The sequence below is a fragment of the Metabacillus sp. 113a genome (assembly GCF_050107635.1).
In the GTDB taxonomy this organism is placed as follows: Bacteria; Bacillota; Bacilli; order Bacillales; family Bacillaceae; genus Metabacillus_B.
On record NZ_JBNILJ010000025.1, the window covers coordinates 1 to 25,476 of the forward strand.

21 protein-coding genes, 16 tRNA genes, 2 rRNA genes and 1 pseudogene are annotated in these 25,476 nt (G+C 43.9%); 4 read left to right on the forward strand and 36 right to left on the reverse strand.

Annotation, left to right across the window (positions count from 1 at the left end; all coding sequences use genetic code 11):
• Both ACQCVE_RS18880 and queG read right to left on the reverse strand, forming a co-directional pair.
• Positions 1 to 161: transposase (locus tag ACQCVE_RS18880; RefSeq protein ID WP_426863640.1), on the reverse strand; the 161-nt coding region annotated here is incomplete at its 3' end.
• Between the two features lie 403 nt (positions 162 to 564).
• Entirely contained in the window at positions 565 to 1,695 is a 1,131-nt protein-coding gene (queG, locus tag ACQCVE_RS18885) for a tRNA epoxyqueuosine(34) reductase QueG (protein WP_426847209.1), read from the reverse strand.
• Between the two features lie 75 nt (positions 1,696 to 1,770).
• Between queG and ACQCVE_RS18890 the strand changes: the two genes are divergently transcribed.
• A complete protein-coding gene (locus ACQCVE_RS18890) occupies positions 1,771 to 2,433 on the forward strand; it encodes a B3/B4 domain-containing protein (RefSeq protein WP_426847210.1) in 663 nt (220 codons plus the stop codon).
• Between the two features lie 93 nt (positions 2,434 to 2,526).
• Here ACQCVE_RS18890 and ACQCVE_RS18895 read toward each other — a convergent pair.
• The 3 genes from ACQCVE_RS18895 to ACQCVE_RS18905 form a co-directional block, all read right to left on the reverse strand.
• A tRNA-Gly gene (locus ACQCVE_RS18895) sits at positions 2,527 to 2,600 on the reverse strand.
• A 47-nt stretch (positions 2,601 to 2,647) separates the two neighbouring features.
• A complete protein-coding gene (locus tag ACQCVE_RS18900; RefSeq protein WP_426863629.1) occupies positions 2,648 to 3,628 on the reverse strand; it encodes a peptide ABC transporter permease in 981 nt (326 codons plus the stop codon).
• Positions 3,628 to 4,494: an ABC transporter permease subunit gene (locus ACQCVE_RS18905; protein WP_426863630.1), complete on the reverse strand. Its 867-nt coding sequence runs from the start codon at positions 4,492 to 4,494 to the stop codon at positions 3,628 to 3,630. The genes ACQCVE_RS18900 and ACQCVE_RS18905 overlap by 1 nt, the downstream gene beginning before the upstream one ends.
• 124 nt (positions 4,495 to 4,618) lie before the next feature.
• Here ACQCVE_RS18905 and ACQCVE_RS18910 point away from each other — a divergent pair, with 124 nt between their 5' ends.
• Positions 4,619 to 5,464 (forward strand): hypothetical protein, encoded by an 846-nt coding sequence (locus tag ACQCVE_RS18910; protein ID WP_426863631.1) that lies wholly within the window; start codon positions 4,619 to 4,621, stop codon positions 5,462 to 5,464.
• Positions 5,465 to 5,819: 355 nt separating this feature from the next.
• On the opposite strand, the gene ACQCVE_RS18915 is transcribed toward ACQCVE_RS18910, so the two are convergent.
• From ACQCVE_RS18915 to ACQCVE_RS18935, 5 genes and pseudogenes are all read right to left on the reverse strand, one after another.
• On the reverse strand, positions 5,820 to 8,573 hold the full coding sequence (locus tag ACQCVE_RS18915; protein ID WP_426863641.1) for a GH32 C-terminal domain-containing protein: 2,754 nt from the start codon (positions 8,571 to 8,573) through the stop codon (positions 5,820 to 5,822).
• Between the two features lie 123 nt (positions 8,574 to 8,696).
• Positions 8,697 to 9,287, reverse strand: a pseudogene (locus tag ACQCVE_RS18920) (glycoside hydrolase family 32 protein); the annotation flags it as partial.
• Positions 9,288 to 9,467: 180 nt separating this feature from the next.
• Entirely contained in the window at positions 9,468 to 10,442 is a 975-nt protein-coding gene (locus ACQCVE_RS18925) for an ABC transporter permease subunit (protein ID WP_426863642.1), read from the reverse strand.
• 14 nt (positions 10,443 to 10,456) lie between these two features.
• Positions 10,457 to 12,007: a sugar ABC transporter ATP-binding protein gene (locus ACQCVE_RS18930; RefSeq protein ID WP_426863643.1), complete on the reverse strand. Its 1,551-nt coding sequence runs from the start codon at positions 12,005 to 12,007 to the stop codon at positions 10,457 to 10,459.
• Positions 12,008 to 12,076: 69 nt separating this feature from the next.
• A complete protein-coding gene (locus ACQCVE_RS18935; RefSeq protein ID WP_426863632.1) occupies positions 12,077 to 13,060 on the reverse strand; it encodes an ABC transporter substrate-binding protein in 984 nt (327 codons plus the stop codon).
• Between the two features lie 246 nt (positions 13,061 to 13,306).
• On the opposite strand from ACQCVE_RS18935, the gene ACQCVE_RS18940 reads away from it, so the two are divergent.
• Positions 13,307 to 14,083 (forward strand): DeoR/GlpR family DNA-binding transcription regulator, encoded by a 777-nt coding sequence (locus ACQCVE_RS18940; protein WP_426863633.1) that lies wholly within the window; start codon positions 13,307 to 13,309, stop codon positions 14,081 to 14,083.
• An 89-nt stretch (positions 14,084 to 14,172) separates the two neighbouring features.
• Here the strand turns inward: ACQCVE_RS18940 and ACQCVE_RS18945 are convergent, their stop codons facing one another.
• Positions 14,173 to 15,609, reverse strand: a complete 1,437-nt coding sequence (locus ACQCVE_RS18945; RefSeq protein WP_426863634.1) for a PH domain-containing protein — start codon at positions 15,607 to 15,609, stop codon at positions 14,173 to 14,175.
• Positions 15,609 to 16,121 (reverse strand): PH domain-containing protein, encoded by a 513-nt coding sequence (locus tag ACQCVE_RS18950; RefSeq protein WP_426863635.1) that lies wholly within the window; start codon positions 16,119 to 16,121, stop codon positions 15,609 to 15,611. The genes ACQCVE_RS18945 and ACQCVE_RS18950 overlap by 1 nt, the downstream gene beginning before the upstream one ends.
• A gap of 243 nt (positions 16,122 to 16,364) precedes the next feature.
• On the opposite strand from ACQCVE_RS18950, the gene ACQCVE_RS18955 reads away from it, so the two are divergent.
• Positions 16,365 to 17,219 carry a DUF1206 domain-containing protein gene (locus ACQCVE_RS18955; protein WP_426847216.1) on the forward strand — a complete coding sequence of 285 codons (855 nt, stop codon included), beginning with the start codon at positions 16,365 to 16,367 and terminating at the stop codon, positions 17,217 to 17,219.
• A 140-nt stretch (positions 17,220 to 17,359) separates the two neighbouring features.
• Here ACQCVE_RS18955 and ACQCVE_RS18960 read toward each other — a convergent pair whose 3' ends face one another.
• The 24 genes from ACQCVE_RS18960 to ACQCVE_RS19075 all read right to left on the reverse strand — a co-directional run.
• A complete protein-coding gene (locus ACQCVE_RS18960; protein ID WP_426863636.1) occupies positions 17,360 to 18,169 on the reverse strand; it encodes an undecaprenyl-diphosphate phosphatase in 810 nt (269 codons plus the stop codon).
• A gap of 136 nt (positions 18,170 to 18,305) precedes the next feature.
• Positions 18,306 to 19,595 carry a hemolysin family protein gene (locus ACQCVE_RS18965; protein ID WP_426847218.1) on the reverse strand — a complete coding sequence of 430 codons (1,290 nt, stop codon included), beginning with the start codon at positions 19,593 to 19,595 and terminating at the stop codon, positions 18,306 to 18,308.
• A gap of 80 nt (positions 19,596 to 19,675) precedes the next feature.
• Positions 19,676 to 20,095: a MerR family transcriptional regulator gene (locus ACQCVE_RS18970; protein WP_426847219.1), complete on the reverse strand. Its 420-nt coding sequence runs from the start codon at positions 20,093 to 20,095 to the stop codon at positions 19,676 to 19,678.
• Between the two features lie 125 nt (positions 20,096 to 20,220).
• Positions 20,221 to 20,796: an MEDS domain-containing protein gene (locus ACQCVE_RS18975; protein ID WP_426847220.1), complete on the reverse strand. Its 576-nt coding sequence runs from the start codon at positions 20,794 to 20,796 to the stop codon at positions 20,221 to 20,223.
• Positions 20,797 to 20,922: 126 nt separating this feature from the next.
• Positions 20,923 to 21,303, reverse strand: coding sequence for a hypothetical protein (locus ACQCVE_RS18980; RefSeq protein WP_426863637.1), 381 nt, complete (start codon positions 21,301 to 21,303; stop codon positions 20,923 to 20,925).
• Between the two features lie 105 nt (positions 21,304 to 21,408).
• The gene (locus ACQCVE_RS18985) at positions 21,409 to 21,624 is read right to left on the reverse strand and encodes a HEAT repeat domain-containing protein (protein WP_426863638.1); all 216 of its coding nucleotides are present in this window, start codon (positions 21,622 to 21,624) and stop codon (positions 21,409 to 21,411) included.
• Positions 21,625 to 22,127: 503 nt separating this feature from the next.
• A complete protein-coding gene (locus tag ACQCVE_RS18990) occupies positions 22,128 to 22,652 on the reverse strand; it encodes a DUF6241 domain-containing protein (RefSeq protein WP_426863639.1) in 525 nt (174 codons plus the stop codon).
• Between the two features lie 464 nt (positions 22,653 to 23,116).
• Positions 23,117 to 23,197, reverse strand: a tRNA-Leu gene (locus ACQCVE_RS18995).
• Between the two features lie 8 nt (positions 23,198 to 23,205).
• Positions 23,206 to 23,279 (reverse strand) — tRNA-Cys (locus tag ACQCVE_RS19000).
• Between the two features lie 8 nt (positions 23,280 to 23,287).
• Positions 23,288 to 23,362: transfer RNA gene (locus ACQCVE_RS19005), tRNA-Gly, on the reverse strand.
• Positions 23,363 to 23,424: 62 nt separating this feature from the next.
• Positions 23,425 to 23,499 (reverse strand) — tRNA-Gln (locus ACQCVE_RS19010).
• Positions 23,500 to 23,561: 62 nt separating this feature from the next.
• Positions 23,562 to 23,637: transfer RNA gene (locus ACQCVE_RS19015), tRNA-His, on the reverse strand.
• 18 nt (positions 23,638 to 23,655) lie between these two features.
• Positions 23,656 to 23,729 (reverse strand) — tRNA-Trp (locus ACQCVE_RS19020).
• Between the two features lie 5 nt (positions 23,730 to 23,734).
• A tRNA-Tyr gene (locus ACQCVE_RS19025) sits at positions 23,735 to 23,818 on the reverse strand.
• A gap of 16 nt (positions 23,819 to 23,834) precedes the next feature.
• Positions 23,835 to 23,907 (reverse strand) — tRNA-Thr (locus ACQCVE_RS19030).
• Positions 23,908 to 23,927: 20 nt separating this feature from the next.
• A tRNA-Phe gene (locus ACQCVE_RS19035) sits at positions 23,928 to 24,003 on the reverse strand.
• Between the two features lie 76 nt (positions 24,004 to 24,079).
• A tRNA-Asp gene (locus tag ACQCVE_RS19040) sits at positions 24,080 to 24,156 on the reverse strand.
• A gap of 4 nt (positions 24,157 to 24,160) precedes the next feature.
• A tRNA-Met gene (locus tag ACQCVE_RS19045) sits at positions 24,161 to 24,237 on the reverse strand.
• 156 nt (positions 24,238 to 24,393) lie between these two features.
• Positions 24,394 to 24,469, reverse strand: a tRNA-Val gene (locus ACQCVE_RS19050).
• Between the two features lie 382 nt (positions 24,470 to 24,851).
• Positions 24,852 to 24,926 (reverse strand) — tRNA-Glu (locus ACQCVE_RS19055).
• Positions 24,927 to 24,934: 8 nt separating this feature from the next.
• A tRNA-Ser gene (locus ACQCVE_RS19060) sits at positions 24,935 to 25,025 on the reverse strand.
• 6 nt (positions 25,026 to 25,031) lie between these two features.
• A tRNA-Asn gene (locus ACQCVE_RS19065) sits at positions 25,032 to 25,106 on the reverse strand.
• A 6-nt stretch (positions 25,107 to 25,112) separates the two neighbouring features.
• A 5S ribosomal RNA gene (gene rrf, locus ACQCVE_RS19070) occupies positions 25,113 to 25,228 on the reverse strand.
• Between the two features lie 124 nt (positions 25,229 to 25,352).
• Positions 25,353 to 25,476, reverse strand: a 23S ribosomal RNA gene (locus ACQCVE_RS19075); the annotation flags it as partial.

Sequence of the window (25,476 nt, forward strand, 5' to 3'; positions counted from 1 at the left end):
ACAATGACAATTTCCAATTCTTCACATACTTCTTGTACCAACTGTTTAAATCGTTCCTCTACATCAGTACGAAGGAATATTTTTCTTCGATACCGAGGACAAAAGACAAAATGATAGTTGAGCCATGGTACGGTTGTACTTGTTCTTCTATATTCATTCATAGGTTTATTGTATAAGTTTTATTTAAAAACTGATTCAATGCGACAATAAAAAAAGAACAAAACATTTCAGATACTTGAAGCACCACAAACCTTACGGTTTTCAGTGGTACTCCGTATCCGACCTCACTTTCATCCCACACCTGAAGGAATGGGCTTTCCCGTTCGGAAAATCTGTAAGCTCCGTTCTGCCTCGTTTAGATCTGATTTTTACGAAAGGGATTTCGTACGTTTCTAATTGTTTCCTATACTTCTCTAATTCTTTTGGCAAATTCAGCATGTTTCTCGCCTCTCTTCTTAATAATAGCCTTAAACCGCTGCGGGCAATCTCCCTGCCTTCATTATACTCTTGAAGGATATGTAAAAAAAGAATAAGCCTGAACGGGATCCCGTTCAGGCCTGATACTTAACGCAGCAGATTCAACCCTGCTCTTATTTCTCTCAATACATCTTCATCTTCTTCTTTTTCAAGCCTGTCCAACAGAAAATCCTTAGATTCTGCTTGTCCGATTTTTCCTGCTGCCCAGGCAGCGGTTCCCCGGATTACAGGTCTCGGATCTTCCTTCATTAGCTTGTAAAGTTCCGGAAGAGCGGTGTCGTCCTTGTAATGGGCAAGAGCAATGATGGCGTTCCGCTGGATTGGTTTTTTTCCCCTCCAAGAGCCCGAGACATGGCCGAACTTTTCTTTAAATTCACGGTTTGACATAGAAAGCAGCGGCTTTAGACTGGGTTTAGCAAGCTCCGGATCCGGCTCCATTTCCGCGTGCAAATGAAAGTCCTTGCCTTTGTTCTCGGGACACACGGTTTGGCATGTATCGCAGCCGTAAAGCCGGTTTCCGATTTTTGTCCGAAATTCTTCCGGCAGAAAATCCTTGGTCTGGGTTAAATAGGCGATGCAGCGCTGGGCGTTCAGCTGGCCGCCTTGAACGAGCGCCCCCGTAGGACAGACCTCTACACATTTATTGCATGTTCCGCATTGGTCTTCGATCGGCTGATCCGGTTCGAATGGGACATTCGTTACGATTTCACCGAGGTAAACGTAAGAACCGAATTCGGGCGTAATAATCGCACAGTTCTTCCCGCTCCAGCCGATGCCTGCCCGTTCGGCAACAGCCCGGTCGGCCAGCTCTCCTGTATCCACCATCGATTTCACCCGGATGTCAGGGGATCTTTCTTTTAAAAATGCTTCAAGCTTCGCAAGCTTTTCGCGGAGCACATGATGATAATCCTTGCCCCAGGAAGCCCGGCAAAAAATCCCCCTGCGGTCCTCCCTCGTGCTTTTAGGAGCATTCTTCATTTTCGAAGGGTACGCAAGGGCGATGGCAACAATCGATTTTGCTTTCGGTACAAGCAAGCCAGGGGTCGTCCGCTTTTCAATATCCGGTTCTTCAAAACCGGATTGATATCCGAGGGCCTGCTGGGCCTGCAAACGGCCTTTAAGAGTCTCAAACGAATCGGCACTGGCAAATCCGATTTTATCAATTCCAATCTCACGGCTGTAGGCGATCACTTCTTGTTTCAAAGCTTCGATGTTCATAGTCACCCTCCTTTCTTCTGTATTTCTTCAACGCTATGTTAAAATTATGGTACCAAATCATGGAGGCCGGATAAAATGGAAATTAAAGTGAATCAGCAAATAAAAGATCTGGAGCCCTCGTTTAAAACCGGGATTGCCATCTACAGAGGCATTCAAGTCGGGGATGCTCCGCAAATGCTGCAAGGGAGAATGAGGCTTTTTCAGGAATCGCTGTATTTTGATTTTGAGACGAAGGAAATGAAAGACCTTCCAGCTGTAAAGGAATGGCGGAATCTTTTCAAAAAAGCAGGTACGGACCCGAACCGGTACCGCCCCTCACAGGAAGCGATATTCCGCAGAATCAAAAAACAGCAGTATCTGGACACCATTCATTCAGCAGCGGATTTGAATAACTTCTTCTCCATGCAATATCAGGTTCCGATCGGAATTTACGATCTTGACCGTCTAAAGGGGAATATTGAGATACGGATCGGGAATTCCGATGAGGCATATGAGGCGATCAATGGACGGGAAGTGGCGATGGAGAAGAAAATTTTATCTGCTGACGAATCTGGACCATTCGGAAGCCCTTACGTCGATTCCAAACGTTCCGCAGCTTCACGGGAAACCGTCAATGCCCTCCAAATCGTTTATCTCGCACCATCTATGAGCAGCGAAGAATCTGAAAAACTGTTATCAGCATTAACATCCATGTTCGTTCAGATTCACGGCGGGACGGAAGAACACTTTATTTTATAAATGCCTGCTGCTCCAGGCAGCGGGCTTCTTTATACAGTAAAAAACGCAATACTTCGCTGATCGGAACGAAGCACTGCGTTAGTAACGTATGTATGGAGCGGGTGATGGGAATCGAACCCACGACATCAGCTTGGAAGGCTGAGGTTTTACCATTAAACTACACCCGCAAATCATGGTGTCTCTCATGATGACGATGTATTTCATTATATTCATATTACATTGGTTCGTCAATAGTCTTTTTTATTTTTTTATCAGAACGCACTCTCTTCAAGGCAGCTGGGCTATTATTTTCCTGCAACACTCTTTCAGCAGCGGAAAGCATAATATTCAAAGCCAGGATCGTCAAGGCGAAAAAGAGGATGACGGATAAGGAAATCCAAGGGTATTGGCCGCGGAGCGGATAGTAATCTCCTATCAGCCCGGACCACTCATAGGAAATGGTTTTAGGCGGACTATCGCCTCCGTAGTCGATATGGGTACCACCAAAGAAGAGTTCAAGCAGACCGAGATGCGCTAAGATCGTAAGAACCTGAATAAACTGCTGGATAAATAATAAAAAGCCCTCCTTGCGGAACCATCTGCTTATATGTTTGCGGAAAATGTAAAACCGGCTTCCTCCCAGTGTTTTGGAACAGGCTACAAAATCCTGGCCCCAATACCCTTTCATCACCTCTGCAATGTGCTGGGATAAGGTCGGCCACCCAAGGACGCTCAGCACGATGACCTCATATAAAGCACGCTGCCAGAACGGCTCCTGAAATCCTTCAAACGGCATGATCAATACCGGGCTCAAAAGAAATACAGCAAACACAGTCTGAGGGATAAAGGCAAAGGGCTCTGACAGCCCCCTGAAAAAGCCTGTACTCTTCGGCAGATAAGCTGAGATAAAGCTTCCTATGCAATAGCTTATGCCTACTCTAATAAAAGTGATGAAAAGAGCAATGCCGATTGTATACTGGGATCCTTGCACGATGATGTGAAGCATGTGATATCCATCTTTATCTGTACCAAGCGGGTGCTTAAGAGAGGGTGGATAGGGCGGTACACCTGCAAGCTCTCCTTCAGCATCATAGGTAAGAACCGTTTGACTTATTTTTCCGTCATTGAAAAAAGAATTTCCGGCGCTTAAAAGAACCATAACGGATAAAAATAAAAAACCTGTCAGAAACATCTTATCTTTTAGAAGCCTGGCCATTACCCTTTCTCTCCTTTAATTAAATCCGGAGCAAATAAAAAATAGGATTGATAGACCACAAAAAACGGCAGGAACAAAATGGTGACGGCCATCAAAAAGACTTCTGGCGATCGATACGTGAGGAGGAAGCTGAGCATTCCCGGATAATTGAATACATATTCGATGATGAGCATCGAGGCAAGCAGCGACCATACGAGCGTCTTCGAATTAATCATGATTTTATGAAACGCATTCCGGCTGATATGGAAGATTAGGATGCGCACAGGAGAAGTGCCAATCGCTTTAGCAAGCTCCGCATACGCCTTTTCCTCCTCCTCCTCGATTGTTTTAATTAAAATCTTTACAAGATAGACGGAAGCCGGTATACCTAAACAAATTAGAGGCAAAACATAGCTTTTCTCATCGCCGAGTGAAGCCACCTTCACAATCAGGACATCGGTCTGCTTATATATAAAAATGACAAGTGCCTGCAGGACCGTAATGATAAAAATATCCGGGATGGCTTCAGCAGCCAAAATCATTCTTTTAATCCAGTTCATTCTCTTTTTTAAAAACAGAACTGCTGCCGAAGCAAAAAGAATCGACACTGCAAGGGAGATCACCAGGGCAAGAATCAGCAGAGTAAACGTGTCCCCGCTTCTTTCTAATATCTGCGGAAAGATTGGACTCCTCTCCCAAAACGTTTCGTTATTAAAAAAAAGGACTTTCATTCCCATTTCTTGAACAAACGCTGTGTAAGCTCCGATATTCAGTTTCAAGCCTTGAAAAAGAACCGGAATTCCGCTGATCAAGAGGATAAGGATAAATGAATATACGACTTGTCCAATCAGGATTAGGACTCTTTTAGAAACGGCTGATCCCTTCATTTATGTATACCTCAACTTTTTCCCTATATCTTACCACAAAATAAATTGAAAATAATGACTTTTATGAAATCTCTGTTTATCCCGCCCTATACAGGGAAAAATATTAACTATAGGAGGGGAATTTATGAAAATATCCCTTGTGCTGGGTTGGTTTCTCGTTCTCTCCCTCGCTGCCGGCTGCAGCCAAAGCAACGCGGCTGACGAGAAGACGAAGAGCAGTTCTGCTGCTGAAACGGCAGAGCGCACAAAGCCTCCTGCCTCCTCTGAAAAAGGAATCGCAGAAGGTGAACCCGCTCCCGGAACCAATCCATCATCAAAAAAGAACGAAGCTTTGACTCCTGAAGAAGTAATCAGTGAAACGTCCCTGCAGCTCGATACTCGTGTTCCATTTTCTCTCCCGGCAACGATTCCACTGGATAAAGATAAGCACCTGACATCTCTGGCCACATCAGACGCCAAAACTTATGAAATTGCGTTCTACCAAACTTCTAAGCCCATTTCAATCAACAGCAGCAAACTAAGAAATCTTGGGAACGAGAGTAAAATAGCCGTCATTAAGGCAGCAGAATATGAAAGCGAAGAGAAAGCCGCCGAACAAATCGGCTACCAGAAAGCAGAGCCAGCAGGCAATCCGCCTGTAGACTTAGGACATGGAATTACTGGCTACACGGATGCAGGAGCAGGAAGTGCTTTTCTACACTGGAATGAAGGAAGATGGTCGTTCATGTCTAAGGCAAGGAATGAAACGGGACAAGACGCCAACCAGGAACTTGGCAGGAAGGTCGTTGACTATTTAGAAAAAGAAATGCTTCCTCCGCCTGATCAAGGAACGGTTCTGCTGGACGGCAATGATGCTGGCAGCCGGAACCATTACACGGCCTGGCAGGAAGGAAACATCGTGTATGAAATAGTGGAAGCCGATGGAGCAATGACGATGCTTGAAGTCGCCGCTGCTTTTAATAAGGATTAAGAGGGCTTGATTGGATTTGGCAAAAGGCCGTGGAACATTTGCACGTAATGATGAACCAGGGTGTTAAGATATCTGGATAAAAAGGGTACCAGGTTTCTATTGACCCTATTCTTTTAAATTCGTGGCAATAAAAGAGTGTGGATCAACACCCAAGCCCGGGACACCATGCTCTGGATAAGCCTGCAGTAAATATTGGAAAAGACCACAGCATGGAAAAAAAGTGCTCAGAGCATGCTCTAAGCACTTTTTTATATTTTTCTCTATCCATTACAGCGACGAGCAGGTCAGGCGTGCAGAAGGTGCTAAGTTTTTACCATGAACAGTGCGCGTCTGCTGAGTGGAGCTTTCAAGAACGTTATTCGGCTTGAAGCATCACTTCATTAAACACCGCTGTAGCGTTCCAGACGTTTAAGCCCGCATAGCCTTCTTGGAACTGCTGATCTGTACTGCTGATTTTCAGTGCCCCATCTATATAGGCCTTAAGCTCATTCCCTTTTGCCGTTACTTTTACATCGTAGACTTGATTAGGGTTAAGATCATAAGGTGTTTCCTGCAGAACGGATATGGATCCATTTGAAATTTTCATGAGTTTTATCAAATCATGCTTCGTGTCCACATTTACTGCGTACCCATTACGCGCATTGCGGTCAGCCCGGAAAACAAGGGCCCCGGCTCCTTCATTCAAAACCTTAATCTTAGCTGAGTACGTAAAGTTACTGCCTCTGTCTCCAGATATATTAAAGCTGTCGGGACCGCTCCTGCCAAGCTTGCCTGAGATGGTGTCACCCCACTGGCCATTGACAGCTTTCCAATTTGAGAGGTTGGAACGAAACGGGCTGCTTCCCCAGATCCTTTTCACATCATAAACGTTCAGATAGCTGAGCTCTGTGCTCCCATCCAGACTGTATAGCTCCATTCCCTGATTCTCAGGAGCGGCAAAAATCTGGTCTGTCATTACCTGTTCACCATCGTTTACAAAGACTTCTATTGAAGAACGGTCAAGTAAGATTCTGAGTTTTATTTTCCCATCCTTCTCATTGACGGATACTTCATGGATTTTCTCTACGTTAGGTCCGAAATCATATCCAGAATGGGTTCGGTCGATAAAGACAGTTTTGTTTTGTGCATCGTACCCTATTTTTGTATATTGTCCGTTCCCGGATCTTATTTTTAATCCAGCTTCTTTCGCGTCTTTCACAGAAAATTCCGTTTCGATTTCAGCCGTATCTCCACTTGTATTTTTAAGAAGATTCTGTCCGGGTACAACCAATTCGTTTTCAAATTTTATCTTCTCGAGTCTTAAATCCTCGAACTGGTCCACTGGCTTCTGTTTCAATCGATAGCCTTCTTCTGTGTCCGTCATAACCATTTCCCTCGGTACGGTCATGGCACTTTTCCAAGGTGCGGTCGGCGTATCATTTGCGTATTGCCAGTTGCTCATCCATCCGAGCCAGATTGGGTTTTCGCCAGGTGAATTGTTCCAGGAAACAGCTGCATAAAAATCGGCTCCATAGTCAGCCCAAAGAGCTTTTTCCGGGGGATTTTCGTTCGTAAATGTTTTCCCATCAAAATCTCCGGTAAAATATTGCACTCCTGATCCGCCAGCCGGAGCTCCGTCGTTTATGCTCACGATCATTACCCACTTTTTCTTTGCAGGGCTGCCTTCAACAGGAACTTGAATCAGCTCGGGACATTCCCATATTCCTCCATAGGATCCTTCTGTTCCTTCCGCCCATTCACCCTCAAGAGTATTCCATTCGGTTAATTTACCCGAGGTCTTTGGTTCATAAGGCAGGACAGGCAGTTCTCCCGGATCGTTATCCGGGTTTTCTGGAAGCGGGCCTTCATTGAATACGTGGAAATCATCCACGTTTATATGTCCCCAGCCGCCTGATTTTTTATCGGTCACTTTTATATACACAGTCTCACCTAAATAGTTTGAAGCGTCCCATTCAACTCTGCGGTATTTCTCGTCTTCAGCCCATTTGGAATTATGGGCCCGGATTAATTCCTGGTTATCAGATGCTCTCATTAAAGAGACATGCAAGTTCTCTCTGTCATTTCCTCCGCCAATAAGAAAGTTAATTTCCCCGCTTCCCCCAAGCTTAAAGTACGAGGAACGCATAGAGCCTTGGGGATCATCTCCTATTTCTGCAGCTCCCCACATGTGGTAGCTTCCCTGATGGTCAAATGTACCGCCCCAATACGTATCCGCTCTAGTAACTTGAGCATTGGCAAACGCATTTCCTTCCATTGGCACCCAGCCCTCAAGGCTTCCTTTCTCGAAATCCGGGTTCTCTATCTCTGCTGGCACATCGCCAGCATTCAATTCTTTCCTGACATTTTGAAATGAAGTATTTGGACCTGTACTTACTAATCCGAAGTATCCGTCTGCAAAGCTGCTGTCATTTTGCTCCATCACCTTTTGCCCGTTCAAAAGGACGTTTAACTGAACACCGTCCGCTCTGACTTCAAGTGTATTGGATTCCTTTTCCAGCGGGACATTTCGAACGTTCATTACCGTCCTCTTGCCATTATTCAGCTTAATCAGCTGTAGTCTTTTCCTGCCCCCGTCCAGCTCGGCATAATAGCCATTTTTCCCTTCCTTATCGGCTCTGAAAAGCAAACCGCCGATACCTTTTGTATTCATTTTCATGTCCGTTTTGTAGCCAAATCTGCTCCCTTTTTCGTTTGAAAGATAAATCGATCTTCCGGAGGCTGCAGCTTTTACACCATCCAGGCTCTTCTCCCACTTCCCTGATTTCGCCTGCCACCCTGTAATATTTGTCTGAAAGTCAGATGTATTGCTGAAGGACATGTCCCGGAAAACGGAAACTCCCAGCTGATTGCGCAATCCGAAATAACCGTTCCCGTAGAAAGAGTCTTCCACTTCAAGAAGAGGCTCTCCATTTGCATACACCCAAAGTTTTTGCCCTTCAGCTTTCACTTTCAGTTTGATTGAATCTGCTTTGATCTGTATTGGGGTAAGGGAAATCTCCTTCACAACTTCAGAGCGGTCGTTTGTAAAGCGCTTTAGCAGCAATTTCCCGCTGCTTTTGTCCACTTCTGCTGAATATCCATTCTTCCCTTCCGCATCTGCACGAAACATGAGTCCTCCTGAACCGATCCGGTTGTTTTTCGCGCGAACACTAACCGTGCCTTCGTAAACAAAATCGCTTCCAGTCTGCGGAGATATGGCCGTACCATCCCGATCCAGACTTGTCACCTGAAGAGAGCCCGGATCCGGTCCAAATGTGCTTTCATAGGTCCATTCCTTTAAGTTTGGAGAAGAATAGATCATGACACTGTTTTTAGCCGCCAAGGTCATTACCCATTTTTCAGAGCTTTCATGCCAGAAAACCTTCGGATCCCGCCAATCCCTCATTGGAGGATCTGGCATGACCGGGTTGCCTTCGTATTTCTTCCACGTTCTTCCTTTGTCGTTGCTGTAAGCAAGGCTTTGCACCTGCTTAGCTCCTTCATGGGTGAAAATGGCTACCATCGCTTCTTTTCCGAAGCCTGCTGTATTATTGTAGTCAATGACAGCGCTTCCAGAAAAGATCGCGCCATTCTCATCCGGTGAAAGCGCAATCGGAAGATGCTCCCAATGAACTAAATCTTTGCTCACAGCGTGCCCCCAGTGCATAGGGCCCCAACGGGTATCAAAAGGATTATTTTGATAGAATAAATGGTATTCTCCTTTGTAATATACCATCCCGTTCGGGTCATTCATCCAGCTCGCTTCCGGTGTAAAATGAAATTGGCTGCGGTAATCCTCCTCATAATAATCCTGCTCTGCTGCCTTCGAATGAGCTGGAGGCATTGCAAACGTTAAGGCTGTCCCGCAAATCAATACCTTTTTCAAAAAATGATTCAATCCCGCTCCACTCCAATCCGTTTATTGGGTTAGCTCTATTAAATTTGGCTGTTGATTGCAGCCAGCAGGTGCCCGCTTCAATCAACAGCTGTTAATTCGACTCAATCAGTAAACCAAGCTATTGGGTTAAAGAGCCTCAGACCTGCTCCGTAAACGGTCGATTAATACGGCTGCAACGATGACTCCGCCTTTAACAACGAGCTGCCAATAATAGCTGACATCCATTAGCGTTAATCCATTGGTGATGACCCCCATTATTAAAACACCGATAATCGTTCCCTGGATGCGGCCTGCGCCTCCTACCAGACTGGTTCCACCAAGGATAACTGCTGCGATTGCATCCAATTCGTAGCCAAGACCTGCAGTTGGCTGGCCTGAAAATAGCCTTCCGGCAAGGACAACCCCTGCAAGTCCTGCAAGCATCCCGCTCAGCGTGTATACCTTCATTAATGTATTTTCAACTTTTATCCCTGTAAGACGGGCAGCTTCTTCACTTCCGCCAATTGCATAGACATGTCTGCCAAACATCGTATATTTAAGAACAAAGAACATGGCTGCATAAACAATGACCATAATATAAATAGGCGTAGGAATCATAAACAGCCTGCCAGCACCTAAAAATTTAAATAAATCACTTGCTACGACGATCGGATACCCGCCGCTGATGACGTATGCAAGCCCCCTTACATAAGTGAAGCTTCCAAGAGTGACAATAAATGCCGGAAGCTTCGTTTTGGCGGTGAAAAATCCATTAACAAGTCCAAAAAATGCGCCAACCGCCACACCTGCAGCAATTGCAAGAAGAGGATGAACCCCTGCCTGGGAAACCATAACCGAGATGACACCGGATAAAGCGACAATCGCTCCAACAGAAAGATCTATGCCACCTGTCAAGATCACCACTGTCATTCCAGCAGCCAGAATTCCATTTATTGAAACCTGCTTTAAGACATTAAGCAAATTGGAGACTTCAAGAAAATTAGGTGCAGTAAACGCAAGAATGATACATAGCAAGAAGAGAATGATCAGCATGCCAAGACGATTCCACAGCTGAACCGCTCCGTTTCCGTATCTTGTTTGAATGGTTGGTATTTCCGCCATATTTCCTTTCATCTTCACTGGCCTCCTGTAGCAAAATGCATAATTTTTTCCTGAGTCACTTCTTCTCTTGAAAGCTCACCCTTTATTTGTCCCTCGTGCATAACAAGAATCCTGTCGCTGATTCCGATAACCTCAGGCAGCTCGGACGAAACGACAAGAACTGCAAGGCCCGCTTCCGCAAGCGCGGATATAATTTTATGAATCTCGGTTTTGGCTCCAATGTCTACTCCTCTTGTCGGCTCGTCAAGCAAGAGAACCTTCGGCTTCGTTGCAAGCCAGCGGGCTATGACGACCTTCTGCTGGTTGCCGCCGCTCAAGCTGGAAACAAATTGCTCAGAAGAAGATATTTTCACACCAAGCTCCTCAATCAGTTCATCCGCTTTCCCGCTGATAAGCTTCCACTTCAGCGTTCCGCCCTTGCTGAACTTTTTTAATTCGGCCATGATGATATTCTCCTTGACGGACATATTCAGAAAAAGCCCTTGTTCCTTCCGGCTTTCAGGCACATGGGCTAAACCATGTTTAATCGCATCTGCAGGCGTATTGATTTTGACGTGCTTCCCATCTATAAGGATCTCTCCGCTCAAGATAGGAGCTGCACCAAAAACAGCCTGAATCAATTCCGTTCTTCCGGCTCCAACAAGACCGGCAAGCCCTACAATTTCACCCGGATAAATCTTTAAGGATGCATTCTTAACCGTTCTGCGCTCTGTTACTTTCCTTAATTCAAGGGCCGGCACTTTGTTGTCCACCCTTTTTTCAGCCTGCTTTACCTCTCTTTTGAAAAGTGTATTCAGCTCCCGGCCTACCATTAGCTTTACGAGATGCTCGGGGTTCGTTTCCGTTATCGGACCGCTTTGAATCCATTCTCCGTCCCGAATGACCGTGTATCGGTCTGATATTCTGAAAATCTCATCCATACGATGGGATATATAGATAATGCCAACGCCTTTCTTTTGTAAATCTCCTATAATATTAAACAGCTTTTCTATTTCTTTATCTGTCAGTGAAGCAGTTGGCTCATCCATGATCAAAACCTCTGCATCATACGATAGAGCTCTGGCAATTTCAACCACCTGCTGCTGGGCAACGCTTAATTGAGAGACAAGCGTTTTCGGATCCAGATCGGATCCCATGGAATGCAGCACTTCGGCAGCCTTTTCATGCACTTTCTTCCAATTGACAAGTCCCAAACGGTTCTTGGGAAACTTTGTGCCCATTAGAATATTTTCACCTATAGTCAAGTTTGGGGATAGCTTTAACTCCTGGTGGATAACGCTGATTCCATTTTTCTTCGCTTCAACCGGTCCACTCCAAGATAGCTTCCTGTTTTTATAGGTAATGTTTCCTTCGTTGTCATCAGGCTGATAAATTCCTGATAATATTTTAATCAGTGTCGATTTACCCGCTCCATTTTCTCCCATTAAAGCATGAACTTCCCCTTTATAAACCTCCAGACTCACTTGATTGAGCACCCTGACTCCCGAGAATGTTTTGCTGATTCCGCTCATTGATAGAATTGGAGATACTGGTTCAAGCATTGGTTTTTGCCCCATTAAATACATTGTCCCCACCGCTGCCTCCTCCTTTAAAAAGAATAAGATCCTCCTGGGAAGATCTTATTTACGTGCTTCTTACCAGCCTTTATAGCTGTCTACATTCTCCTGAGTTACGAGTTCAACCGGGACCTTTACTAATTTTTCGACCTCTTTGCCGTCAATGATATCCTTGCCGATTTCAATAGCTTTTTTCATCATGTCATCTGGATGCTGGGCAGATGTTGCAGCAAAGCTTTTCTTCTCTTTGAGCGCATCTACCGCTTCAGGAGCTCCATCCACTCCAACGATGAAAAATTCATCCCCGCGGTTTGCCTGCTCCTGAGCAATTTTCACTCCAAGCCCTTCAGGATCATTGATTGCAAAAATAGCCTGAATCGATCCCTTTGAATGCGCTTGCAAAATATTTTCAGTTACAGACAGCGCTTTTTCCCGATTTCCTTCCCCATTTTGTTTAGCAATGACTTTAATTTCAGATTCTTTAATGGCATCCTCAAATCCCTGGATACGGTCCGTGACCGCAGAAACCGGCGGTCCGTCGATGACAGCGATATTCCCCTTACCGCCTAATTGCTCAACAACATATTCTCCGGCAAGCTTCCCAGCCTGATAGTTATCAGATGTTACCACACTGTCTACGCCTCCTTCTGCAGCAACGTCTACAGCTACTACAGGAATCCCGGCAGACTTAGCTTGTGCAACCGCACCTGCAATCCCTTTTGAATCTACTGCATTCAACAGAATCAAATCGACTTTCTTTGTAATAAAGTCTTCAATTTGAGAAGTTTGCTTTGCCAAATCATAATCTGCACTTACCGAGATCAGCTCAGCTCCCATTTCCTTAGCAGCTTCTTCAGCTCCCTTAGACATTGATACAAAAAACGGGTTTGCTAACGTTCCGACCGTTAATCCAATCTTCAGCTCCCCTTTCTTAGCCGGCTCTTTGCCTTCCCCTCCCGCTGCTTCTGTGTTAGATCCTGTATCAATAGCATTGCAGCCAGCCAAAATCAGCATAAACATTGTAAATACAATGGCGATAAAAGATTTACCTGTCGTTTTCATAATTTCTCCCCTTTGTTTTTTTAAGTAGAACCCGTAAAACTCTCCCCTTCCACCCCCTGCAGTTATTAGAAACCGCTTACATTTTATATTGAATGACCACATTTGACCATTTATGCTCAAGTGTGGCGATTTAATATCATTTTATAAGCAAAATTTGTCATTGTCAATAATTTCTAAATATTTTGAACTAAAGATTTTTTTCCCGTTTCATGTAAAATAAAAGAGAATGGAAGGAGGGGGTTTTCTTTGTTCAGTGAAGAACGGAAAGCAAAAATTATTGATTTTATCAGCAATTATTCCAGAGCTTCTGTACAGGATCTCAGTGATTATTTAAAGGTCTCTGAATCTACGATCAGGCGTGATTTAAAAGAATTGCAGCAAAGCAATCAAATTCAGCGTACCCACGGCGGGGCCGTTTCTTTAAACAACGTAAACTTTGAACCTACCATCATGGCCAAAGAAATAGAATACGTTGATGAAAAAATAGCCATTGCTAAAAAAGCTGTAGAGTGGATTGAAGAAGGCGATACCATTCTTCTGGATGCCGGAACGACTACACAGCCGATTTTCAAAGAACTGAAATCATTTAAAAAATTGACAATAGTTACGAATTCGATCTTGTTCCTGCGTGATTTCAGCCCAGCGCCCGGCATTGAAATGATTTTTCTTGGCGGCAGCCTGAGAAACGAAACCCTGGCATCCGTTGGACCTTTCGCAGAGCAGAATCTTGGGATGATCCGTGTAGATAAAGCATTTGTTGCCATTAACGGCATTCATGTAACTGAAGGTTTGACGACTCCAAACTTAATTGAAGCACGAATTAAAAAATTAATGATCCAAAATGCCCAAAAGGTCATTCTGCTGAGCGATTCGAGTAAAGCTGGCAAAATATCCTTTGCAAAAGTTGCAGACTTAAAAGAGATTAACACCTTTATTACAGACTCCCACCTCGACCCGGAACTTAAGGCTTCCATGGAAGAGATGGGCATAGAGGTATGCCTGACAGGGCACTTGATTACATAGAAAAAACCTCAGCACCCGCTGAGGTTTTTTCATTTTCTATTCATCTGCACGTACCTCTAAGAGTAAAGCTTGTAACATTTTGAGTGTAATTAATCTGATTCGGACTTACTCTCTCCTTTAATCCACCTATAAAAACTGCTCACATCTTCTCTCGGAACATCCTGTATCGTACTGACATGCACCGGCTTTGCCCGGTTCGAAAACTGAAGAGTTCCCGTTTGGAACTTCCGCTGCAGCCAGGAATGGGAAATTTCGATTTGCTGAATCCGTTTTCGCTTGGTAAGGAAGGTTTCGGTTGTTAAGCCGCCTCTGCGAATTTGAACGCAGTCCCCATTTCTGAGATAGCTTGTGAAACAATAATCCAAAAGGCGGGAGACAATTGAAAGCAAAAATACTGCACCTGCTGCCCAGAGCCATTCCGGCTTGAAGAAGAACAGAGCAGCCCCTGAAATCACTGTTGCATAATAAGGACGGATTAGCTTTAGAAGCAGAACTTTTTTGGGAAGCCGATTCATTCTTTCTTCAATTCGATAGCCAGGCAATAGCTGATTTGTGAGCTCATAGGCTTCATGCTTGGCCATAAAAGGATACAGGGAATTGGTCTCCTGCTCACCAATATTCGTGCTCCCAGCACTGATCAGCTTAATTTCAGCCATCCCGAAGATCCTTTTAATCAGCGATTGCTTAATATGAATCGCCTGAACTTTATTTTTCTGAATGGAAAAAGCACTAGTATTGATCGTCCCTTTGGAAATGTAAATACGATCTTCATCTGCTGAAATTTCATACCGGCCATATTTAATAACAGTTTGAATATAGCCGACAAGGACCGATATCGCCATAGCGGCTACAAAAAGAGGGAGCAGCAGCCACACGTGCTGCTGAAGGTATTCCACTGCACTTTTAGATGCGTCTTCAAGGTTGAAAAAATCGTCCGCCTGCGAATACAAAGCAATTAAAATAGGAAAAAGCGCAAAAAAACTAAGGGACGTAAAGGCTGCTTTGATATTATCCTTTTTTGTCGATTGGAAATAAATGCTTTTATTATTGGAAACCGTTTGCCCAGCTTCTTCCGTACGATTGTTATTTTGAACAAAATCTGTGATTCTGGCGGATTCATTCTTCGGTATTATTGGAAACTTTACAGAAGCTTCATCGTCGTTCGCCCCTGTCTCGAGCGTCAGCGAAGTCATCCCAAGCATACGATGAACAAAATTTGTTTCAGAAAAAGTGTTTTGTATTCTTTCAAATGGAATATTCCTCTGATTTTTAACCAAAATTCCTTCTCTAAATATAAAGGCGTGCCCGTTCATTTCATATGTATGGAAGACCCACTTTAACACCATGTGAATCATCGTCAAAGCCGCTGCAGCAATAAAAAGGTACTTTGCCCAAAGGATCCAGCCGGTATTTTCGCCGGCGCGTAATACAAATAAAAAGAAAATAATGAACCACGTATTCTTTACAAAGGATACAGCTTCAATGAGAATCCAGGCTGGATGAAATCTTCTTTGCTCCCCTGTCATCAACTTCCATCCTCCAGCTCGTCCTGTTCTCCCACTTTCGCATAGATGGCAATCTGATTTCTCAGCTTAAGGGCTTCCTCTTTTTCAATTGAAGGAATGGTATGGCTGGAATTTACTGCTCCGATATTAACATCATACAGACCGTATTTTCTTAAAAACGGACCCTGGCTTGTGGATACCACTTCCACTTTCGTCATGGGGATCAGGATATGCTTTTGAGTGATCCGCCCATGCTTCAGCTGAATAAATTCCTCATCAATTTCGTACCTCCACGTTCTTTGCAGATAAACCGGCTCAACCGCAATGGAAAACACTGCCGATATTGCCATTAAAGCCATTAGCCCGTAAATCAAATAGCCTGCCCATTCAGGCCATTGGTACAAACTGTCGAAATAAACGCATACAGCAAGAATCAGGATCACAGTACTGTGTCCAATCGTATTGGTGATCCTCCAGACCCGTATTGCTTTTGCAGATATTTCTCTGGTTGGTTCTTCAATGTTTAAATACACTCCTATTCACCTCATCCATACTACGATAAAAGAAGAGGAAACGTTTCAAAAAACAGGAATAAACTAATAGAAACTTAATTTATCAGAGGCCCGCCTTAAAGTCTTGCCCCTCTGCTTCTCTCTGCTTCTCCCCTAGACGAGGCTATTAGAAAATACTGCATTTTCATGAGAAAAGGTTTCTATTATTCGGGCAGAGGGAATTTATTCAATACTATATGACTAGAAAAAATGGAGGAACATACAATGGAGCTATCAAGATCAAAGACAGGGGCCAGGCAGTCTGCTGAAAAGACAAAACAGGATACAAAGCCCTGGATTAGACGTCTCGGACGGTTCGGTTATATGGCACAGGGAGCAGTTTATGGAATGATTGGGATTCTGGCTTTCATGGCCGCTATTGGCGCAGGGGGCAAAACGACTGATACAAACGGCATGCTCCAATCGCTTGCCGGAATGCCTTTTGGAAAAGTTCTCCTTTGGGCAATAGGCATCGGTTTAATCGGCTATAGCATATGGGGAATCGTTAAATGTGCAGCAGATCCTGAACGGCGCGGTTCAAATGCGAAAGGAGTCATTATCCGAATCGGCTATTTAATCAGTGCCGCCATTTACGGAAGCATTTCCTTTAATGCGCTGAAGACCGCAGTGAATGCGGGAAGCTCCAGCAGCGGATCTGAGCAGAGCCTGTCTGCACAATTGCTTTCGCAGCCATATGGACAATGGGTTATTGGGGCAATCGGGGCCACCATTATCGGCTATGGAATATACGAATTTATTTCAGGATACAAAGAAAAATTTATGTCTAAATTCAAATCAGCCGAAATGAGCATGCACGAACGTAAAATTGCACGAAGATCCGGTAAACTTGGTTTAATAGCACGCGGGATTGTTCTGGCTATGATTGGCTTCTTTTTTATCCAAACAGCCATCACTTCAGATCCTAATCAAAATAAAGGCTTGGATGGAGCTCTCTCCCAGCTCGCAAGCCAGCCCTATGGCCAATGGATTCTGGGAGCTGTAGCTCTCGGTTTGATTCTTTACGGCGTATATGGAATCATCCGCGGCCGATACGAGCACATGGGGAATGGCGGGAAATAAGGGAGATTGAACGAAGCCCTGAGAACTTGATGAAAGCAGCGCTGTCTCCTTCCCCTTCAATGATAAAAAAAGTGCTCAGAGCCACTGAGCACTTTTTTTTGCGATTAGGAGAGTCCGTCCTTTCAAAGGGAGGAGTGTTACTATGCAAAAATCAGAACGGCCGTCCCAACAATAAAGCAATAAATACTAAAATAGATTAGATTGCCTTTTGCCATAATGTTCATGAACCACTTCAATGATATATAGGAGGTAACGATTGAAATGAAGAATGCGGCCATATAGGGAAGAAGAAGCTCTCCCAGATTTTCATCGTTGATTAAATCGGTTAGACTTAACAGCGTGCCGCCAACACTAACCGGGATAAACATTAGAAACGAGAAACGCAAAGCGGTAGCAGGCCTCATTCCAATCCCCATCGCCGCGACGATCGTTGCACCTGATCGGCTAATCCCGGGTACAAGCGCGACGGCCTGTGCGAAACCCACGATCAGTGCATCCTTGATCCCAATGTCCCCATCTCTTTTCCTGCCTCTCAGGTTCCGGATTAGGAATAGCGCGATGCCTGTGATGATTAGCGTAGCCCCGGTTACATACACATTCTTCACCGATATTTTATCTGCCAGAAGGACCCCGATCACCCCAGCGGGAATGGTGGCAAGGATCAAATACATTATAAATCTGAAATCCTTTTTGTATTCCTCCTGACGGGTAAAAGCAAATGAAATCCCATTTTTAGCAAGCCTTAATATGTCTTCCTTATAAATAAGAAGGACGGCTATGAGCGACCCTGCATTTACGAGAAGCTCAAATGATAAATTATCCGTTCCAATTCCCATGAAATGCTGGGCGAGCACCAAATGCCCACTGGAAGAGATCGGGATGGGTTCAGTTATGCCTTGGAGGGCGCCTAAAAATAAGTACTTTAGTAAAATAATTAAATCCAATTCCATAATTGACTCCTTAATCCAGCCTGGTTTCTATAGTCTGCAGACACTGCAGCATTTTTCCATTATCCTACAAATGCAACAATTAGAAAAGGCTAAAAAAGAGAAAAAGCCATTAAGTAATGACTCTCTCTCCCATTTCCTATATTTTTTTCACTTCCAGGTAATAGATCTGATGGCCTTCAATCTCGTGAACGCGGAACATGTAGTCTTCTTGTTCAATCTCAGAACCGGACTGAGCATCAATATTACGGCTTAAGAACCAGCCGCCTATCGTATCAATGTCTTCTTCCTCTATCTCTGTTCCAAGAAGATCATTTACATCCTCAAGAAGCAGTTTAGCATCCAGAATATAGTGATCGGCTCCCACCTTCCGAATCTCGGCTACTTCATCCTCATCGAATTCATCACGGATCTCCCCGACGATTTCCTCAAGAATATCTTCCGCAGTAACCAATCCGGAGGTACCGCCGTATTCGTCCATCAAAATAGCCACATGAGTCCGTTCCTTCTGCATCTTCACCAGCAGGTCGTGAATCGGGATACTTTCTATCACGCGGATGACCGGATTGATGAAGGGATCGAGCTTCAGATCCTGGTCACGATTCATGACCTTGGCTGACAGCAATTCTTTCACATTCACAAAACCAAGGATATTATCTTTATCCCCATCTGTTACAGGATAGCGTGTGTAATTCTCTTCAATCATCGTTTCCATAATGTGATCAAAATGATCATCTGCCGCAATGCTTACAATTTCTGTTCGGGGCACCATAATTTCCTTGGCGATCCTCTCATCAAATTCAAAAATATTGTTCATATATTTAAGCTCGTTCTTATTAATTTCACCGCTCTTATAGCTCTCAGAAAGCAAAAGACGCAGCTCCTCCTCTGAATGGGCCAGCTCATGCTCGGAAGCTGGCTTCAGTCCGAAAAGACCAACGAGGAATCGGGCAGAACCATTCAGGAACCAAATAAACGGGTACATGATCCGGTAGAACCAGATAATCGGCTTGGCAAAAACCAATGCAACAGCCTCTGCCTTTTGAATGGCTACCGTTTTAGGGGCAAGCTCACCCACTACTACGTGCAGGAAGGTAACAAGTGTAAAAGCAATAGCAATAGTGAAAATATGAGACATCGATTCATCAATGCTGAAGTATTCAAATAATGGATGCAGCAGAACCTCAAAGGTCGGCTCTCCAATCCAGCCAAGCCCGAGAGCCGTTACGGTTATACCGAGCTGGCAGGCTGACAAGTATTCATCAAGATGGGATACCACCTTTTTGGCTGAGACCGCGCCTTTTTTTCCTTCCTCGATCAGCTGATCAATTCTTGATGTTCGCACCTTGACAATCGCAAACTCTGTTGCGACAAAAAAGGCTGTTGCTGCAATTAATAGTACAAATATAGTTAAGTTAATAGCTGTCAATTAGTGATCTTACTTAACGTAAGATCTACACCTCCTTGGATTGGAAAAAGTTTCTTACATGTAAAACCTGCATCACAGGCTTAACTTAATAGCAATAGAAGCGTTTGGATTAAAGAAAAGCTCTCATGTGAGATATTCTTTTTTATCTTTTCTATGCTGTCAGGATCATTTCGGTCAATTTGAGACAAAATTTCGGAAACATCCTTATCTAAACCGCTGATTTTCAATCTTAATTCTAGTAAATCTATCTCTTCTGCATCCTTTTCAAGAAGCCGTTTCCCGATATCTGCCAAGTGCATTCCCTCTGCCTTGCACGTTTCAATAAAATGAATCCGTTCGAGCGAAGACAAATCATAATAACGATAATTAGAAGGCGAACGTTCCGCTTTAAGCAGTCCAAGATTTGTATAATGATCAACCGTTCTCTTTGTAACCCCGCATCTGTCAGCAAGTTCACCTATTTTTAATTTCTCAGCCCCAACGGAATCACCCCCGACCATAACGTGATGGTTATAGGTTCATTGTATAGGGAACTTGGCTTAAGGGCAAACAAAATGGTTCATTGTAATAAAAGGTTCACAAACACAAAAATAGAACTTGCTGCATGCAAGCTCACAGAAATTTATTATTCGTTAGCTGCGTCCGTCTTTTCATGCTGGATGATTCCGTTCCCTGTCATGAGATAGCGGTGAGAATTTAATAAGGATGTCTTAATTTTAGCGGGCAGTCTTTCCTTGTTGTAGGCACATACAGAGAGCAGTTTCATAGCGTTCACCGTCACTTCGGAATTTTTCTCATAATCATCAATTTCGTACTTTATGTCTCCAATTTCTCCCCATTCAATATGGGCCCATGTTCGAAAACGCTGATTGGCATCTATAAGAGGCTGCACTACTTTCAAAAAATAAGCGACGATTGTGGGAGTATGAAAATTTCCATTTGAATAATAAAAATCAAAATTGTTAAGGAAATGAACGTTAGCAAGCTGCTTTTTTGTCAGAATACCCTTCAGCTGTTTTTCCAGCAAAACTGCCATTCTCTCATTCTCAATAACAATGATCTGATCCCCCTGTTCAACTCCAGAAAGAATATAAGCAGAGGCTGCCTTTATATATATGTCAGCATCATCAAACAGAAATAAGATATGCCCGGATTTATATTGATCAATGTCTTTTTTTATATCCATTAAGGAATGATTCAAAATTACACGGCTCCTTTAAAGGCCAGATTTACAATTGTTGTTCTAACGCTCATCTTATCACATTTTAGATAACTGCTGTGCGGTATATGTACCGGGGTTCCTCCTCATGATTAAGGTGATGGAGCTTTACCGGAGTAAAGTACCCTGGCTATTTCTATTAAAGGGATTCTTATTCTGATCAACCCTATGGCCGTTTTCAATATATTTTTCAATAAATTTCTTTTCTGTTTCTGAAAAAACATCCCTTTCAACCCGTGTGATTCTTTCCAGCAACTTCACCATTTTTCCCTTATCCCCTATATACCGATCAAGATAGGAAAGCCCCGCTATTAAGTCCGTGGGCTTCGTTTCATCAGCTTCTAAAATGCGGGAATAGGATGTTAGCTTACTAACAAATTTATAAACTAAGTCTGTATAGTTTCCATCATCAAATTTACAGACACCTATTACGGCATGATGTTTTGAGCAATAAAAACGGTCTTTCAGTCCTTCAATAAATATTGGCAACAGCTCCTGGTTTCCCAGTACATGCAATGCTTCATAGGCACCAATTCTGATCCATTGGTCTTTGTGCTTGGTTTTCTCGATTAGAAAAGGGATCGATTGAGCAGTTCAAATCTTTTGAAGCGCCCCGCAAATGCTTAAAAACTCATGGTGGTCATTGCATGCTTCCAGTATTTTTATAAGAGCATCCTCAACAGCAGGTTCTTTGCATTTGCCCAGTAAGTCTATAGCAAAAAAACGGATTTGCCAGCGTCGATCTTCCAGTAAAGGAAGGATTCCCCTGTGATCAGGAACAAAGTTACCCTGATCTGCTATGTAATCCAAAAGATTTCCCACTGTATGCATATTGGTTTCAAATTGTAAGCACTTCAAAAAAAAACACTGGAATACTTTGATCGGATGTATGGACTCCGATCTTCTTTAGAATATAGTAAATAGCATCTCTCTTTTCCCGATCCTGTCTAGTCTTCTTCTTTTTTAGTTTCTCAATGAATTCCATTAAATAAGGAATTTAATTTGGGTCCGTGATTTTTTCAGCTTCTCTATATGCTTTCCAGGAAATACTGTTCCGGCTTCCTGCGTCTGTTTCATCCATCATCCGTTCAATTAACTTTTCAATCATCTTATGCCGCCTTCAATCTTTTTTATCATCTGTTTGTTCTCCTAGCTGACCATCCTTTATATTTTCCTTTGTACTTCTTTGTGTATAAAGTCATTCGTTCAGTCTGATAATCAATAAGTGCTAAAGCTGAAGTTTAACAACAAATATGAGAAGAAATACTGAAAAACATCCTTCGCAGCTTAATAATTGGGGATTAGGAAAGTTTTTATTTTCTCTCAATGTTGTAATGTTCTTCGATAAATTCTTTTTCTTCCTCAGCAGATAAAATGCCTGTAGCCTTGCCTACATTTCCATTTTGAAGTTCCCAAATCCGATTATGATCGTGATCAACTTTCGAGAAATCATTGTCGTTCCAACGATCCAATATTTCCTTGTATGTACGGTAATGTTCATAATTTTCTTGGTTATGCTGAAGAACAGCTATTAATCGTTTTATTCTCTCCGAAGTTAACGGAATGAACCCCCATTTGTCTTCAGCTTCAACTTTTTGGTGGCTCATCCCATGAATCGCATTTTGCATGTCAGATTCATTCATGTTTATAGGAAATTCTTTATCTGACGGGACTGCATTAGCCTCCTCTATTTCTATGATTTCATTATTCGGTGTTTTTGATTCTTTCACCTTTAAAGTCTCCCGACTCCCATCTTGACCTATCATGTAATAAATAATAAGTGCAACGCTTCCAGCAATAGCAAGGGATCCAACCCATATAACCTGACTTTTTTTCATTTGAGACACCCATCTTCCATAGTAGAATTCAATGTAATTGGTAATGAAGCATAGAAATGAATAAAGTGGTCAGCCTCATTACAGCATTCCATAATATTGGAACAATTATAGTATTCAATGCATTACCCAGATACCCTTTTAGAGATTTACTATTAGTTGGGAGATCCAATATGATATGGCAATTACTTAGGGGGGAGTTTGCGGAAAATCTGAATTATTTAAAAAACAAAGACATAAAACAGATTCAAAAAAATTTATCCCTCTTACAGGAAATTTTTTAAACCTTTTATCTGAAGATGACCAAAAAAGTTTGATGAATAACCAGCATGTATTATGGATTCACACATTTTAAAGATATTCAGTATAGTCCGGACCACACGAAAAAACCGTTCCCCACACTGTGAGAAACGGTTGATATTTCGGTAGTATTCACGTTTGTTTACAGATTAATAAACTGAAAATGATACCGGTGGCCGGGGTCGAACCGGCACTCCAGAGGAACACGATTTTGAGTCGTGCGCGTCTGCCAATTCCGCCACACCGGCATACTGTTTGGAGGCGGCACCCGGATTCGAACCGGGGGTAAAGGAGTTGCAGTCCTCTGCCTTTCCTCTTGGCTATGCCGCCAAACATTATGGAGCGGAAGACGGGATTCGAACCCGCGACCCCCACCTTGGCAAGGTGGTGTTCTACCACTGAACTACTTCCGCCTTATTGTTCCCTGTATGTCATTCTATGCAAAAGGATTTAAAACTTTCCTGAAAAGAAAAAATGGCTGGGCTAGCTGGATTCGAACCAACGCATGACGGAGTCAAAGTCCGTTGCCTTACCGCTTGGCTATAGCCCACCTATGTATGTACTCACGATGCAGATTTATTATACAGCAGCCAATATTCAAATACAAAAATATGGGGCGACTGATGGGAATCGAACCCACGAATGTCGGAACCACAATCCGATGCGTTAACCACTTCGCCACAACCGCCACATTATCAAATTATATTGGCAGGGGCAGTAGGAATCGAACCCACACCGGAGGTTTTGGAGACCTCTGTTCTACCGTTAAACTATGCCCCTATAAATGGTGGAGGGGGGCAGATTCGAACTGCCGAACCCTAAGGAGCGGATTTACAGTCCGCCGCGTTTAGCCACTTCGCTACCCCTCCACTACAGTGAAGACAGTGCCGGCAAGAGGACTTGAACCCCCAACCTACTGATTACAAGTCAGTTGCTCTACCAATTGAGCTACACCGGCATAATTATATTAGTTATAAATGGTGGCTTGGGACGGAATCGAACCGCCGACACATGGATTTTCAGTCCATTGCTCTACCGACTGAGCTACCAAGCCATTTTTGGCCTTTCACTAAGCTTCTCGCTTATTGAAACCCTCTTACATTTTACTTAGGTTTGATTAAAAAATCAAATGGCGGTCCGGACGGGACTCGAACCCGCGACCTCCTGCGTGACAGGCAGGCATTCTAACCAACTGAACTACCGGACCATTTTGGTTGCGGGGACAGGATTTGAACCTGCGACCTTCGGGTTATGAGCCCGACGAGCTACCAGACTGCTCCACCCCGCGATAATAAAAAGTATTAAGTTTAGCTATGCTCATTGCCTGTAGACTGTCCTCGCCTCGGGAAGCAAATGCATGAAGCGTCTCGGCGAGTACAACTCGATGCCTATTCGTGGAAGCTGCGCTCGTTGCTCCACCCCGCGATAATAAAATAAATAATTATGGTGGAGGATGACGGGATCGAACCGCCGACCCTCTGCTTGTAAGGCAGATGCTCTCCCAGCTGAGCTAATCCTCCATATAGTTTCGGCTTGCGATGAGCGGCGCATTGCGTTGTCGCTTTCAGTCGTTCGCATCCTCACGCACTCATGTGCGCTCCGGGGCTCTCTCCTTCGGCTCCTAGCACTGCTTGCTCCTCTCAACCCTCTTACTTTCACTTTGTTGGGTGATGGTTTCGGCTTGCGATGAGCGGCGCATTGCGTTGTCGCTTTCAGTCGTTCGCATCCTCACGCACTCATGTGCGCTCCGGGGCTCTCTCCTTCGGCTCCTAGCACTGCTTGCACCTCCCAACCCTCTTACTTTCACTTTGTTGGGTGATGGTTTCGGCTTGCGATGAGCGGCGCATTGCGCTTCTATTCTAGCCGTTCACTTTAAGTGCTGCCTATTTGTTTGAAATCGGTTGGTGACCCGTACGGGATTCGAACCCGTGTTACCGCCGTGAAAGGGCGGTGTCTTAACCGCTTGACCAACGGGCCAGTTATTATGGCGGAGAGCGGGGGATTCGAACCCCCGATACGCTTATGACGTATACACGATTTCCAATCGTGCTCCTTCGGCCACTCGGACAGCTCTCCATAATATGGCTCCGCAGGCAGGACTCGAACCTGCGACCGATCGGTTAACAGCCGATAGCTCTACCACTGAGCTACTGCGGAATACCTGCCTGGCGATGTCCTACTCTCACAGGGGGAAACCCCCAACTACCATCGGCGCTAAAGAGCTTAACTTCCGTGTTCGGTATGGGAACGGGTGTGACCTCTTTGCCATAATCACCAGACAAATTAAAGTGACAAGATTAATTATATACAATTTGAAGAGAAGAAAACAAGACCTTTTTGGATCTTTTTTTGCTCTTTCAAAACTAGATAACGATTGGTTCACGAGTCAAACGCCTTACAAATATGGTTAAGTCCTCGACCGATTAGTATCCGTCAGCTGCACATGTCGCCACGCTTCCACCTCGGACCTATCAACCTGGTCATCTTCCAGGGGTCTTACTTCAAAGAATGGGAAATCTCATCTTGA

Excerpts from the sequence above, each read along its gene's own strand:
- queG (WP_426847209.1), bottom strand. The coding sequence starts at position 1,695 with ATGAACATCGAAGCTTTGAAACAAGAAGTGATCGCCTACAGCCGTGAG.
- ACQCVE_RS18890 (WP_426847210.1), top strand. The coding sequence starts at position 1,771 with ATGGAAATTAAAGTGAATCAGCAAATAAAAGATCTGGAGCCCTCGTTT.
- ACQCVE_RS18900 (WP_426863629.1), bottom strand. The coding sequence starts at position 3,628 with ATGGCCAGGCTTCTAAAAGATAAGATGTTTCTGACAGGTTTTTTATTT.
- ACQCVE_RS18905 (WP_426863630.1), bottom strand. The coding sequence starts at position 4,494 with ATGAAGGGATCAGCCGTTTCTAAAAGAGTCCTAATCCTGATTGGACAA.
- ACQCVE_RS18910 (WP_426863631.1), top strand. The coding sequence starts at position 4,619 with ATGAAAATATCCCTTGTGCTGGGTTGGTTTCTCGTTCTCTCCCTCGCT.
- ACQCVE_RS18915 (WP_426863641.1), bottom strand. The coding sequence starts at position 8,573 with ATGTTTCGTGCAGATGCGGAAGGGAAGAATGGATATTCAGCAGAAGTG.
- ACQCVE_RS18925 (WP_426863642.1), bottom strand. The coding sequence starts at position 10,442 with ATGGCGGAAATACCAACCATTCAAACAAGATACGGAAACGGAGCGGTT.
- ACQCVE_RS18930 (WP_426863643.1), bottom strand. The coding sequence starts at position 12,007 with ATGTATTTAATGGGGCAAAAACCAATGCTTGAACCAGTATCTCCAATT.
- ACQCVE_RS18935 (WP_426863632.1), bottom strand. The coding sequence starts at position 13,060 with ATGAAAACGACAGGTAAATCTTTTATCGCCATTGTATTTACAATGTTT.
- ACQCVE_RS18945 (WP_426863634.1), bottom strand. The coding sequence starts at position 15,609 with ATGACAGGGGAGCAAAGAAGATTTCATCCAGCCTGGATTCTCATTGAA.
- ACQCVE_RS18955 (WP_426847216.1), top strand. The coding sequence starts at position 16,365 with ATGGAGCTATCAAGATCAAAGACAGGGGCCAGGCAGTCTGCTGAAAAG.
- ACQCVE_RS18960 (WP_426863636.1), bottom strand. The coding sequence starts at position 18,169 with ATGGAATTGGATTTAATTATTTTACTAAAGTACTTATTTTTAGGCGCC.
- ACQCVE_RS18970 (WP_426847219.1), bottom strand. The coding sequence starts at position 20,095 with ATGGTCGGGGGTGATTCCGTTGGGGCTGAGAAATTAAAAATAGGTGAA.
- ACQCVE_RS18990 (WP_426863639.1), bottom strand. The coding sequence starts at position 22,652 with ATGAAAAAAAGTCAGGTTATATGGGTTGGATCCCTTGCTATTGCTGGA.